This window comes from Lacticaseibacillus salsurivasis, assembly GCF_036246225.1.
Classification (GTDB): Bacteria; Bacillota; Bacilli; order Lactobacillales; family Lactobacillaceae; genus Lacticaseibacillus; species Lacticaseibacillus salsurivasis.
Genome location: NZ_BTTP01000015.1, coordinates 56521 through 70392, shown reverse-complemented (window position 1 = coordinate 70392; position 13872 = coordinate 56521). Strand labels below are relative to the sequence as shown.

Genomic DNA, 13872 nt, shown 5'->3' with positions numbered 1-13872 from the left:
TGCTGGTACTCTGGCTTGCGGATACCGATGCACTTTCGCTGGCACTCGTTGAAGCACTGGCACTAGCCGAAGCTGATGCGGAAGCACTTGCGGAGGCGCTAGCGGATTCGCTGGCTGGAATTGACTGCGAGTTCTTAATAGAGATGCTCTCAGACAAGCTGCCAATTGCGGAGGCGTCGGTTGATTCACTTGCGGAAGCACTAGCGATCGCAGAGCCGTCGGCACTGTTGGAGGAGCTTACAGACGCTGAACCGCTGGCACTGTTTGAAGCGCTAATTGAAGCACTTTGACTTGCGTCAGAGATTGATGCTGAAGTATCTGCACTTTCGGATGCACTTACTGATGCGGATGTGTCGGCACTTTCAGATGCGCTGACAGATGCTGAACCGCTGGCACTGTTTGAAGCGCTAATTGAAGCACTCTCGCTTGCGTCAGAGATTGATGCTGAAGTATCTGCACTTTCGGATGCACTTACTGATGCGGACGTGTCGGCACTTTCAGATGCGCTGACAGATGCTGAACCGCTGGCACTGTTTGAAGCGCTAATTGAAGCACTTTGACTTGCGTCAGAGATTGATGCTGAAGTATCTGCACTTTCGGATGCACTTACTGATGCGGATGTGTCGGCACTTTCAGATGCGCTGACAGATGCTGAACCGCTGGCACTGTTTGAAGCGCTAATTGAAGCACTCTCGCTTGCGTCAGAGATTGATGCTGAAGTATCTGCACTTTCGGATGCACTTACTGATGCGGATGTGTCGGCACTTTCAGATGCGCTGACAGATGCTGAACCGCTGGCACTGTTCGAGGCACTAATTGAAGCACTCTCACTTGCGTCAGAGATTGATGCTGAAGTATCTGCACTTTCGGATGCACTTACTGATGCTGAACCACTGGCACTGTTCGAAGCACTAATTGAAGCACTCTCGCTTGCGTCAGAAATCGAAGCACTCTGAGAAGCACTTACTGATGCACTGTCAGATGCTGAGGTTACAGCACTTTCAGAAGCTGAACCACTAGCACTGTTCGAGGCGCTAACTGAAGCACTTTGACTTGCGTCAGAGATCGAAGCACTCTGAGAAGCACTTACTGATGCACTGTCAGATGCAGAAGTTACAGCACTTTCGGAGGCTGAACCACTGGCACTGTTCGAAGCACTAATTGAAGCACTTTGACTTGCGTCAGAGATTGATGCGCTCTGAGAAGCACTTACTGATGCACTGTCAGATGCAGAAGTTACAGCACTTTCGGAGGCTGAACCGCTGGCACTGTCTGAAGCGCTAATTGAAGCACTTTGACTTGCGTCAGAGATCGAAGCACTCTGAGAAGCACTTACTGATGCACTGTCAGATGCAGAAGTTACAGCACTTTCGGAGGCTGAACCACTGGCACTGTTCGAAGCACTAATTGAAGCACTTTGACTTGCGTCAGAGATTGATGCGCTCTGAGAAGCACTTACTGATGCACTGTCAGATGCAGAAGTTACAGCACTTTCGGAGGCTGAACCGCTGGCACTGTCTGAAGCGCTAATTGAAGCACTTTGACTTGCGTCAGAGATCGAAGCACTCTGAGAAGCACTTACTGATGCGCTGTCAGATGCTGAGGTTACAGCACTTTCAGATGCTGAACCGCTGGCACTGTCTGAAGCGCTAATTGAAGCACTTTGACTTGCGTCAGAGATCGAAGCACTCTGAGAAGCACTTACTGATGCACTGTCAGATGCGGAAGTTACTGCACTTTCGGAAGCTGAACCGCTGGCACTGTTCGAAGCGCTAATTGATGCACTTTGACTTGCGTCAGAGATCGAAGCACTCTGAGAAGCACTTACTGATGCACTGTCAGATGCGGAAGTTACTGCACTTTCGGAGGCTGAACCGCTGGCACTGTCTGAAGCGCTAATTGAAGCACTTTGACTTGCGTCAGAGATCGAAGCACTCTGAGAAGCACTTACTGATGCACTGTCAGATGCGGAAGTTACTGCACTTTCGGAAGCTGAACCGCTGGCACTGTTCGAAGCGCTAATTGATGCACTTTGACTTGCGTCAGAGATCGAAGCACTTTGAGAAGCACTTACTGATGCACTGTCAGATGCGGAAGTTACTGCACTTTCGGAGGCTGAACCACTGGCACTGTCTGAAGCACTAATTGAAGCACTTTGACTTGCGTCAGAGATCGAAGCACTCTGAGAGGCACTTACTGATGCACTGTCAGATGCGGAAGTTACTGCACTTTCGGAGGCTGAACCACTGGCACTGTTCGAAGCGCTAATTGATGCACTTTGACTTGCGTCAGAGATTGAAGCGCTCTGAGAAGCACTTGCTGATGCACTGTCGGATGCTGAGGTGACAGCACTTTCAGATGCTGAACCGCTAGCACTGTCTGAAGCACTCTTGTTAGAGTTTGAGGTGTCTGCTGATTCAGAAGCACTCTCTGATGCACTAACCGAGGCACTGCCAGAAGCAGAGGTTACAGCACTTTCGGAGGCTGAACCGCTGGCACTGTTCGAAGCGCTAATTGATGCACTTTGACTTGCGTCAGAGATTGAAGCGCTCTGAGAAGCACTTACTGATGCACTGTCGGATGCTGAGGTGACAGCACTTTCGGAAGCTGAACCGCTGGCACTGTCAGATGCACTCTTGTTAGAGTTTGAGGTGTCTGCTGATTCAGAAGCACTCTCTGATGCACTAACCGAGGCACTGCCAGAAGCAGAGGTTACAGCACTTTCAGATGCTGAACCGCTGGCACTGTCAGATGCACTCTTGTTAGAGTTTGAAGTGTCTACTGATTCAGAAGCACTTTGAGAGGCACTAACCGAGGCACTGTCAGAAGCTGAGGTGACAGCACTTTCAGAGGCAGAACCGCTAGCACTGTCTGAAGCACTCTTGTTAGAGTTCGAGGTGTCTGCTGATTCAGAAGCACTCTGAGAGGCACTAACCGAGGCACTGTCGGATGCAGAAGTTACAGCACTTTCGGAAGCTGAACCACTAGCACTGTCAGATGCACTCTTGTTACTATTTGACGTTTTTACTGAATCAGAAGCGCTCTGTGATGCACTGACCGATGCGCTGCCAGATGCACTGTTGGATGCACTCTTATTGCTCTCTGAGGTCTTGGCAGAATCACTGGCACTGGCTGAAGCACTCTGTGAAGCTGAACCACTGGCACTGTTAGAGGCGCTAATGGAAGCACTGTCAGAATAACTCTGGATGACGCTTGCCGAGTAACTCTCAGAGAGACTTATTGAAGCCTCAGAGTATGAAGCAATTGACTCGGAGATTTCAGACAACTGAGAATCGATTTGTGAATTGATAATTGATCCCGAAATCGATGCCGACGAGGAAGCAGATGCAGAATAGCTTGCAGAGAGAATCGCCGACGTCTTAGCCGATTCGGAAGCAATTTCTGACTTGGTGATCGAGTTCAGCAGATCAATTTCACTCTTCTGAGCCGAATCCTTTGCGGAGTTAACCGCGCTAGTCGAAGCGCTGGCAGAAGCCGATGCGCTAATCGAAGCTGACGTCTTAGCCGAGTCCGAGGCCTTTGCACTATTGCTTGCACTTACGCTCGCACTAGTCTTAGCACTGTCGCTGGCAGAATAGCTAGCTGAGTAGCTGGCTGAGGACGAGACACTGGCAGAGTTCGATGCCTTAGAGCTGTTAGAAGCGCTTTGTGAGGCACTGATTGACGCTGAAGAAGATGCACTGGCTGAGCGCCAGAGACTAACGGATTGTGAAGTCTTCAGGCTAGTTGAAGCACTGGCTGAAGCACTTTGCGAGGCACTCAGTGAGGCCGTTTGATCGGACTCTGATGCCTTAGCACTGCCAAGCGCACTAGTGGAGGCACTTTGCGAAGCACTCACAGAGGCGGAGTTGCTTGCAGAGTTTGAAGCGCTTTGTGAAGCCGACTGACTGTTAGATTGACTAGCGGCTGGGCTCCAGGCTTTAACCACAACCAAACCGTTGGCCTGGCTGGTCTTGTGTGTTGTCGGATCAGTGTAGGTCACGACAACCAGCATGCTACCAGGCTTGGTATTATCCACCTTGCCATAAGATTCAGTAATAGTCAGATCGCCTGCCGCATATGCGGCATTGTTGTCGACGGCATTACCCTCGGAATCGGTAATCGTTGCAATATCTGTTAAGTCATCCTTGTAATTCTGACCAACGTAGATTGTTTCGGTACCGCCCTCAATCTTAGGCGTGTTGTCAGTGACAGTCAGGGTCATGGTGTTCGACTGCATAACAGTCGTGACAGCGTTCCCACTGGCATCCTGAGTCTTGACGGTCATCTTGACATAGTACTTGTTGCCATTATCACTAGCAGGCACATTATTGATTGTCAGTGTGGTGCCGGTCGCACCAGCAACAGCACTGCCATCAGCGTTGTACCACTGATAGGTAACAGTCGCGCCAGCGAGTGAACCCGTGCCTCGAAGCGGAATTGAGACATTGTCACCGGCAGTGACAGTCTGATCGCTTAAGCCACCACCGGCGGTGACCTCAACCGAGCCGCGAGCATCAACGGCACCAGTTTCAGCATTCGTTGCCGTCGCGGTTACTGTGTATGTTCCCGGCTGCGTAACGGTCAGATAGCCCGTGCTGGAGATGGTGGCACCACCGTCAACTGACCAAGTGATCTTATCGTTTGAGTTTGTTGGATTCAGCGTGTAGTCAATTTGCTCACCGGCAGAAGTGTTACTGCCAACGGTCCCGGTCGTTGAGACAACCGTGGTACCATTAGTCCCGCTGACCAACAAATAGTCGATTGGCGCTGTGACTGTAATACCAGTGGCCGCGATTGGCTTGTCAACGGTAACTACAGCTACTTCTGAGCCATAAGTCCCATCGTTAAAGCCCAAACTCATAAACATATTAGAGGCGGCGATGGCAGCATTAACACCAATTGCCAGTGCTGACGAGATCAGTCCGCTCCCGGTAGCCGCATAGGTATAAACAATCTGGTAAGCAATCTTATCTGACGAATTTTCTGGGACAGAAAAGACCCCAGTCGAGTTGCTCAAGCCGGTATCTTTCCAACCGCTACCATCATTAGAGTACAGCTCGTAGGTCGGGGCAAAATGAACCGTTCCCAGCGTAAGCGCACTGATTGTGGCACTTGACAAGAAATTGTTAAATGCTTCAGAGACCGCGGTTGAGACCGTCCCAATCAAAAGTGCATTTTGACCAATGGCCACGTTTTGACTGGTTGGCTCTTGGCTCCAGCCGGTACTGATCTGAATCCCTAGGATGCTGACCCCGGCACCAGTCTTGGTGGTGTAGCCGTCCATCGCTTCGGAAACCGCAGCGGTGGCAGCGATACCTTCAACAGTTGGTACCTTGCCAGTAACTTGGCCAATAGCCGTAGCCAAGTTTTTCCCATCTTGTATACTGCTTACTGCGGTGGCGCCGTTCAAAATTAGGACACTAACTTTGCCGTCCCGACTCGTGATTTGCGCACCAGCGGTAAGAATGACCGTTGTGTTAACAGCGTTGGCTGAAACGTAACGGGCAATGTTAGCTAATACAGGTGCAGTCAAAGAAGCGTCATCAGTAACATTGATGGTTAACTGGCCATCTTTGACTGATGCAGTATCTTTTGCACCCAAACCAAGCTGCGTGCCCAAGGTTTGAGTGGTAGCCGCAGTGGTTGCGGCTTTGACGGCAACGGAACTAGCGCTCGTTGCAGAAGTGGAGGTCGCAGTAGACGTTGAGGAGGAAGTTGATGACTGAGTTGATGATGATTCTGACTCAGTCGTTGATCCTGACTGCGAAGCACTTTCTGAAACTAGAGCTGATTCGGATGCCGATTGCGAAATGCTGACCGAGGTGCTCGTCGAAGCTTCGATGGAAGCCGAAGCATCCGTCGAGGTCGTCTGAGATCCGGTCTGTGAGGATACTGGAATCGTGGCCGTATCCTGAGTGGCCAAAGTGTCTTGCTGATCAACCGTCTTAGCGACAGTTGGTGTGGTGGTATCCGCATTAACCGCGTGCGGTGCAATCAGTAAACCACCCAGTAAACCACTTAAAGTTGCTGTCCCAGCAACAAGCCATCTTTTACCGTCCTTAAACATCTTAAAACGTACTTTACTATTGTTCCTAAAAATATCTCCGGAACTGCCAGTCTTTTTTCCCAACGGCATTACCTCCATATTGCAATATAACGTCTATTATTTATTGTAATCAGGGTGGCTTATATTTTTAGTTCAATAACTGAAAAATGGGTTTTATAATATGGATTAGCCATTTTATCCCTTGGTTGTACAACGCCCATGCACAATAAAAAAACAGGTCTCCAAAAACGCGACCTGTCTTGTGAAATTTAATTTGTAATTTAATTAACTTTTTTGAATTTATTTTTGAATTATTTGAGAAGCTTTAATTTGTCACTTGGCAGGTCTGTTTTCTGTAATTCCTGATAAGCGATGACCGGCACTTGGACCTCTTGGACCGTCTTGATGTCATTTTTGAGAATGGCCTGCAAGTTGCCCCGAACTTCGTGATGCTCATCGAATGGATCTTCGGCCATTGCCAGGATGTTGTGAGAGTTGGTTTGGCCCAGGGCATCCAGTTCAATCCCCATGTAGCTGATCGTTACCGTGTCATTCGGCTTAACGATGTTCGGCATTTCCGCGGTCACGAATTCACGCACACTGTTGTACTTGGCAGTGACTTCACGGGTCACGGGGTTTTCGATGGTAACAAAGTTGATGACGCCTTCGTACAAGTAATAACGCAGCACAGGCCGCTCTTGCATGTCGAGAAAGTCGATTTCCTGCATCTCGTTGTTGTAGTAGTAGATGTTGGTGTAATGCGACCCATCTGTGGCGTACTCCTCAATGTAGTCCAAGGTGCCATCAGGATTGAGATACCGCACATCCTGAACGGCGCGGCGAGTATTCGGGTACAGCGACACGTTGGCAATTTTATCGCCGTCATACAGGACATTGAGATTGCCGTCTTCGTTCATCTCTATTTTGGCTCCGGTTGGGACAGGAATGCGGTCGAAGAACATGTAGTCGTCCTTCTTGTAGGTACGGTTGCAGACCCGATCGATGAGGCTGACCCCTTTGAGCCCGGCTTGGTTCAAGATGCCAGCAAAATTAGGCATGGCAGCCAACACAATAATCCGTTCATGATTTTTTTTGGCGCGGGCCACAACCTGATCCCAGGCCTCGGTCCCTGGCGTGATGGTATTTAGTAATTCATACTTCATTAGCGCAGACCCTCCATTAACTTCTGCCACTTACCGGCAATCACATGGTCTTGGAACTGATCCAACGAGGCAGTGGTGTTTGCCACCAGCTTGCCGTAGTTCGCGGCCTGCAGGCGCTTGAAGCCTTCATGCAGCGTGTCGACATCATAGTCCATGTCATCGCGCTTGAAATCAGCTAAGAAACCATTTTCGCCATCATGCACCAGTTCGGTGGCGCCGAAGCGGGCCCGGTAAGTGACGATTGGTAGCGAAGCGTTCAAGGCTTCAATATAGGTCAAGCCAAAGCCTTCAGAGAACGAAGCGGACACGAAGATGTCATATTGAGGATAGATTTCAGCCAAGTTGTCAGACAGGCCCTTCAGCTTGATGTAATCGCCAGAGTTGGTTTCTTTAATGGCATCTTCCAGCTTCTTTTGTTCTTCGCCGCGCCCGTAGATATCGAATTCGACGTTGACGCCGTCTTCATCATGCCACTTGGCCACCGCTTTAATGGCCAAATCCACATGTTTTTCAGCCGCCAGCCGCGATGCGGTAATGACGCGAATCGGGTCCTGCATCTTGGCGCGCTCACGCGGCTTGATGCCATCACGCACCCCACCAACGGGAATCGCCACCACTTTGTCGGCGACATCCGGAAAATCGACGAGGATATCTTGGCGCTGCAATTCGGTGGCCACCACAATCCGATCACTGCTTTGAATGTGGTCGAACATGTACTGATAATGGTTGTTCCACAGTGGATAGCGCTTGTCGTTGCGATCGCCCAAGGTATCGGCGTGAACCACGTAAACCAGTTTCGCGTCAGGAATCGGCTGATTCATCAAGGCTTCATCCACTTCTTCCCCGCGATCAATCAGGAAGGTCGAAGGCGCCCCGTACAGGTCATTCAGCCGGTTGAAGAAGAACCGGTACATCAGCACCCGATTGGGGAAGAACAAGTGCTTACCATTGTAATCGAAAATGTGAATGTTGCGCACCAAGCGATTGCGATGCGGATCATCAACATATTCATACATGATGGCACGTTTGCCCGTGGCTTCATTGAAAATTTCAGTGCGCCCAGCAGAAACCATCAGGAGCTTGTTTTCTGGTTTATGAATGTCAGGATACTTCACCAGATGGTTGACGACGCGCAGCCCGGAGTCGAGCACTTCTTCTGACTTGCGGTGCGTGTCGGTGCCATCAATCACGATGTCCGCTTTTTTGGCGGTGATACGCTGCTTCAAACCGGCCAGCGCATAGTCATCCCCCAGGGTGAAGAACTCCCAGATGTTAATGACCTGATCGTCCCGCAGTTCCCAGCGGTCCATCGCCTTGTGCAGCTCTGGAATCAAATCCAGAAAAATATAGCGGTACGGCAACTTTGCCTGATCAAACCGCTTTGCCCGGTAAAATTGAGCGTGTTCTACGCCGGAATTACCCATCCCCATTGCATCGTTAACAAAGAAATTCATTTATATGCCACCTTTTTCCGTACTTAGCCATTATCGGAGTTATTTGTTCGCCAGATCGGCTTGGAGCTGATGCAGCCAGCTCGCTGATTGCGCCGTGCCGCGACCGCTGGTGCGAATGCTAGCGCGACTGACGCGTGCTGGCCCATAGTGAGCCACAATCGGTTTCACTAGCGCCTGCAGGGTCGATTGACCCAGTTCAGGTGTCGCCAGCTCAGTCGGACTCAGCTTTAAATACACCTGATGTCGCGCCTGCGGCATGGGCAGCGCCTCAACGCCGACGCGCTGGCGCATCAAGACGATATCAAGTATACCGTCTTGATTGGATTTATCGCAGTCAATATTTGTAATTCTGTCTGTCCTGGGCCAGCCGACCCGGGCGTTTTTTAACACTTCTGCGGGCCCAATCATTAGCGAACGGAAGGTTAAATGTTCATTATTTAACGTAATTAAACTGAGCTGATAAGTCGCCGTTTGCGCCGGCAGCGTAAACTGGCCGTGCAACGCATCATGCAGATCATCGCCGATGCGTTGGCCCTGCCGATCATAATAATCGATGGCCAGTCCCACCGAGTTGGCCGGCGTTTGCTCCGCATCAATGAAAAATTGATACGTGGTGCCGGGAATGAGCAGTGGCAGTGGCACTGCCGGCGTGGCCTGCTGCTGCCACTGGCTGTCGTGCCAGGCGTGAATAATGCGGCTCGGCGACAGCAAGGGGTTGCGGTATTGCACCACTCGCTGGGGCTGGTAATCAATCAAGGAACCATAGTCGAAGGTTTCGCCAGTGCCAGGTTCCCAGAATAAACTGTACAGAGCTGTCATTAGCTTCCTCCTTCCAGTTCAGGACGGTCAAACTCATGGGCTAAGAAATGCCGCAGTTGCAACGTATACCAAGCCACGATGGCCGGCGTGTCGTCGTTATGGCGGCCGCTGATGCCTTTATACAGGAAATGGCCGTCAGGAAAGCGTTCTTTGATACGATCATAGACATTCTTGAAGGCCCCGGTGTCAAAACCATCCTCGCGCATATAGGCAATGGCAAAAGTGGTTTGGCTGAAATCGGCATGGTCGAATTGTTGCCACAGCCGCTGATTTAAGTGCTCACTGCTAGCGGTGCTTAAGTCGCCTTCATAGTATAGTTGCACATCGAAGCTGGCCTCAAAATCGCCAGGGCGCAGAATTTTCCCCGCTTTGGCAATGGCGCCGAGGTTGGTCAGCGGCTTACCGGCGAAAATCGCCCGCGGCGGCAACTGGGCGCCGTAGTAAAAGGCCGCGTAGGTGCCCATTGACATGCCGCCCATGGTTAACTGATCCGGGGTGAAATGCAGCCGCTTCAGGGTTTGTTTGATCAAATCCAGCACGGCTTGTTCAAAGGCGGGACTGCCGATATAAAAGCCGCCCCCCCATTAACCGGGTATCGGTAATCAGCAAATGTGGTGCGCCCAGCCTACTCATCATCCCGCGCCCTTCAAAGCCATCATCCCCGCGGAACCCCGAGAAGAAGACATTCAACGGCGGCTTCAAGTCGCCGGCATCGAAATAGGCAATGATGCCGCCATAACCACTGGCCGGATCAAGCAGCCGTACCGAGTTCAGTAGCACTTCGCCATACCGCCCGCGGGACCGACGCACATGGAATTTACCCAGTTTGACTTCACCAGTACCGCGAATGTAGAAACTCACGTTAAACCCCGTGGGTGCCTCAGCAAGCAAGTGATAGCCTTCATGGAGTTGGTCACCGGTGAGCTTAATGCGCTGGGTCGGCGCCCCTTCCGCCAGCAGGTCAATGGCCATCATCAGCTCGGCTTGCCCGGGCTGCTCGACATATTCCAAAGTGAGATGGTCATCAAAATTGGCGGGCACATACTGCGGATTCGGCAGCGCCGCCACCCGCACCCAATCAGGACTGGCGGCCGTGAAGACGCGATACGCCCCGCCTTCTTGCCGTAGCGGACCGCGATAAGTCGGATCGAGCCGCAAGAACTGCGGTCCCATCCCGAAAGTGTGTTGGCCATCGAAAAAGTCAACATTGAGATCATGGGCCAAGCCTTTGACGTCAGTGAAGTCGAAGAAAAACACGTTCTTCAGGTTCAAAATCTCCAGTGCCGCATCAGACAGGGCCACATGCACATCACAGATGATTTGATTGGCCGGCAGCGCCCGCAACCGCTCAGGCTGATCGAGCCAAGGTGAGGTCGAATCGAGCAAAATAATCGCCCGGAAATACCGCGGGTTGAATTGCCCATTGGCCAAAAACAGCGGTTGGTCTGCCACTGGCTGCCCAGTTTCATCCGGCAACCAATCATATTCAAAATCATCACTTAACGCGTCCCATAGCGGCAGCGAACGGGCTGCCACATGTAAAACGTTGATGGTTGCCATTTAAATCACCTTTTTCCACTCGTTCATAATGTGGGTTGCCGTGTTGGCCTCTAGCAAAGCCGCATTGCCCACTTGCGCTGTATTCCAGTGATGCAGTGTATCCAAGAAATAACTCAGCCCCGGCACGATTTGATCCGGTGTGGCCACCACAAGGCCAGTTTGATGGTCCTCGATAAAGTCGTTGGCGCGCCGCACCAGTTGCGGAATGGCATTGCTGATGGCCAGCATTTGCAAGCGCAGGTTCGTCAGCTTGCTGGTATCCAAGTACACACGCGCTGAACTCATCGCAGCTTCTTGAGCTTCCGGCGGCAGCGGTGGGTTCATCACCACGCGCTGCTGCAAGTTGTAGGCCGCACTGGCCGTCCCCCAACCGGCACTTTCCCGCAGACTTTTGCCCGCTTTGCGCTCAGCCGGGGTCAGCTCATTGGCTTGCTTTTTCTTGAGGTAGGCCATCACGTTTTGATAATCCTCAGACTGCAAATCCACCCCAAGCTTGGTTTCGAGCCAATGCGCCACCACGCGCTGGCCGGTTTCCACCTGGGCGTCGTCGGCGGCTTCAATCATGACGGTTCTGGCCCGGTGCTTCTGCAGCATGGTCAGCATCTGCTCTAAGGTCTGGCGGAACTCGGCTTCATCGGCATCACCGACAAACCAGTAAGTCATCATCGTTGGTACTTCGTTACTATGCCCGAGGCTCAACGTCGTCGGATAAGGCAAAATGGCCCGGGTTTGGTCCTGCCAGTCAGTGGTGTTTTGGAACTGCTGCAAAAACAGCCGCCGGTCTTCTTGCGTTGGCAGCACCACCTGGTCGGCGGCTTGAACGCTGAGGCGATCCACCACTTTCAGCGCGGTGTTCGCAGCGGCGAGAAAAATCACCTGCGGAAACAGCGTCAGCTGCCGGCGCAACGCCAGATTAGCTGGTGTCATCGTCGCCACCAGCGTCGGCTGGCGCCCAGCGGCCATCACCCAGCGATCCATCACTTCCGCCAGCACCGCGCTACGGTCCGGATAGTGGCTGAAGGCGAAGCGATTCGCGACTGGCGGTGCCATGGTCACAGCGCCTTGACGGTCTTCGGTCATCACGAGCTGATCTTGATCATCGAACCACTCACGCTTAACCAGCCCATTGCCTTTTTCACGATAATCGACATACAAGCGATTGCCGCGGTCATCGTATTGTGCCACTCTGCGCGCGCCGCTGGGCTCATAGTCCGTGATTTGCCAGACAAACCCTAGCGGATGCAGCGAGACAGTTTTGGCCAGGCGCTCACCCTCAAAGTAATTCACATTCGGCCAGGCATACACTGGAAGCAAATCTGCTGGTAGCGGCACTTCGGCCAGCTGCAGCGGCGTCCCGATTGGCTCGTGGATGCCTAGCAACTCGTCATATAAGCGCACCAGCGGCACGGTATCCAAGCCCACTTGGTGCAGCATGAACTGCAGATCCGGCGCGGCTTTTGCCGTCATCAGGGTAAAGGACTGCTGATTAGCTTTGAACACTTGCGCCAGCTCCACCACCCGATTGAGGTCCGGATGCGCATCCGCAGCGTTTAAATCAACCAATAATGTCAGCATACTGAACCTCCTTAGGGTTATTCATCGAAGAGTTGGTACTGGTTTTTGAGCCGCAGGGCCTGGAACTGCTGGACCACCGTCGAAATAATGGTGATCATGATAAACAAATTCCCAATCAGCAAGGTGTAATTGGAAACGCCTTTGACGTAGAGACCAATGACCAGTGGGATCAAGGCAATGACAAAGATGATGCTGTTGCCAATCACCGTCAGCCACAGGAAGTGATGAGTCAAAAAGGCTTCCGTGTCATCGCCAGGCATCACGCCGGCAATGTAGTCGCCGCTTTCCTTCAAGGTTTTGGCTTGCTTGCTGGGCTGGAAGTTCACGAAACCGAACACGAAGCCTAGTAGCACCAAAATCACCCCATACGTGATAATGCCGCGCCAGTTCAGGTAATCGGTCCAGGCGAGAATGGCTTGACCAACCTTGGAAAAACGCAGGTTGGTGGCTTGCACCACCGTTTGCGGAATGGTAAAGACCATAGTCGAAAACATGAACGGCATCGAACCCGCCGTCAAAAACGGCAATGGTAAGTAAGGTTTAGAGAAGGCACTTTCGAGCATTGGCTTTTGCAGTTCAAACCGGATTTCGCCGTAGTTCAAGGGCACAGCCACCAGCAGCACAATCACGCCCACGACGCAGGCCGTGGCAATGTGCACCGGCGTCAGCGGATAAGGTGAGTGGCCCCACCCGTTTTGGAGCATATTCGGAATGTTCAAAATCAGCCCGGGTAAAATCAGCATCACTGTGCTGCCAATACCATGATCGGCGTTATACAGCGCCAGATAGACCACTAGCATCGCCCCAGCGGTCAGAATGAGCAGCGCCACCAGGAAGGAAAAATCATAGCTGCCACCTGGCAGATACAAAGGCGTCAGCGCCGAGCGACTCAGCCACAGCATTTCAAAGCCTTGCACCAAAGCTAATACCGCGGTGATGCCGTTTTGAATGAAGCCGGCGGTGCGCATGGACAGCTTATCCACAGCGGGAATGCCCAAGGAAGACAACGCCTGCCATAAAATCAGCGCCGTCATGTAGGGGCCAAGGCCCAGCGACATCAAAGTCGGCGCGCCCAGCGCGCCACCAGTGGCGTAGCTAAAGACCTTCAGAAACTGGAATTTGGCCAAAGCATCAGATGCGGCTGTCAAATCGTAGCCCGGAATCGGAATTTGCTGACCCAGGGCCAAAATGGCCACCAGCAGCATCGTGGTGAGGCAGCGCTTCAGTAAATCATGATTGGTTTTCATTGCTG

At 52.0% G+C, this 13872-nt stretch carries 8 protein-coding genes; all 8 read right to left on the bottom strand.

Going from position 1 to position 13872, the window contains the following annotated elements; translation table 11 throughout:
* Nucleotides 1-6070 (bottom strand): accessory Sec-dependent LPXTG-anchored adhesin (locus AAA927_RS10265; protein ID WP_435891526.1); only part of this gene is annotated, 6070 nt, incomplete at its 3' end.
* 290 nt (nucleotides 6071-6360) lie between these two features.
* Nucleotides 6361-7212: a hypothetical protein gene (locus AAA927_RS10260; RefSeq protein ID WP_338217748.1), complete on the bottom strand. Its 852-nt coding sequence runs from the start codon at nucleotides 7210-7212 to the stop codon at nucleotides 6361-6363.
* A complete protein-coding gene (locus AAA927_RS10255) occupies nucleotides 7212-8666 on the bottom strand; it encodes a glycosyltransferase (RefSeq protein WP_338217747.1) in 1455 nt (484 codons plus the stop codon). The genes AAA927_RS10260 and AAA927_RS10255 overlap by 1 nt, the downstream gene beginning before the upstream one ends.
* A gap of 39 nt (nucleotides 8667-8705) precedes the next feature.
* Nucleotides 8706-9485: an accessory Sec system protein Asp3 gene (gene asp3, locus AAA927_RS10250; RefSeq protein WP_338217746.1), complete on the bottom strand. Its 780-nt coding sequence runs from the start codon at nucleotides 9483-9485 to the stop codon at nucleotides 8706-8708.
* Nucleotides 9485-10015 (bottom strand): accessory Sec system protein Asp2, encoded by a 531-nt coding sequence (locus tag AAA927_RS12940; RefSeq protein ID WP_435891525.1) that lies wholly within the window; start codon nucleotides 10013-10015, stop codon nucleotides 9485-9487. The genes asp3 and AAA927_RS12940 overlap by 1 nt, the downstream gene beginning before the upstream one ends.
* Nucleotides 10016-10031: 16 nt before the next feature.
* Nucleotides 10032-11045, bottom strand: coding sequence for an accessory Sec system protein Asp2 (locus AAA927_RS12935; protein WP_435891524.1), 1014 nt, complete (start codon nucleotides 11043-11045; stop codon nucleotides 10032-10034).
* Nucleotides 11046-12620, bottom strand: a complete 1575-nt coding sequence (asp1, locus tag AAA927_RS10240) for an accessory Sec system glycosyltransferase Asp1 (protein WP_338217744.1) — start codon at nucleotides 12618-12620, stop codon at nucleotides 11046-11048.
* A gap of 17 nt (nucleotides 12621-12637) precedes the next feature.
* Entirely contained in the window at nucleotides 12638-13867 is a 1230-nt protein-coding gene (locus AAA927_RS10235; RefSeq protein WP_338217743.1) for a preprotein translocase subunit SecY, read from the bottom strand.
* Between the last annotated feature and the right edge of the window lie 5 nt (nucleotides 13868-13872).

Excerpts from the sequence above, each read along its gene's own strand:
- AAA927_RS10235 (WP_338217743.1), bottom strand. The coding sequence starts at position 13,867 with ATGAAAACCAATCATGATTTACTGAAGCGCTGCCTCACCACGATGCTG.
- asp3 (WP_338217746.1), bottom strand. The coding sequence starts at position 9,485 with ATGACAGCTCTGTACAGTTTATTCTGGGAACCTGGCACTGGCGAAACC.
- AAA927_RS10255 (WP_338217747.1), bottom strand. The coding sequence starts at position 8,666 with ATGAATTTCTTTGTTAACGATGCAATGGGGATGGGTAATTCCGGCGTA.
- AAA927_RS12935 (WP_435891524.1), bottom strand. The coding sequence starts at position 11,045 with ATGGCAACCATCAACGTTTTACATGTGGCAGCCCGTTCGCTGCCGCTA.
- AAA927_RS10260 (WP_338217748.1), bottom strand. The coding sequence starts at position 7,212 with ATGAAGTATGAATTACTAAATACCATCACGCCAGGGACCGAGGCCTGG.
- asp1 (WP_338217744.1), bottom strand. The coding sequence starts at position 12,620 with ATGCTGACATTATTGGTTGATTTAAACGCTGCGGATGCGCATCCGGAC.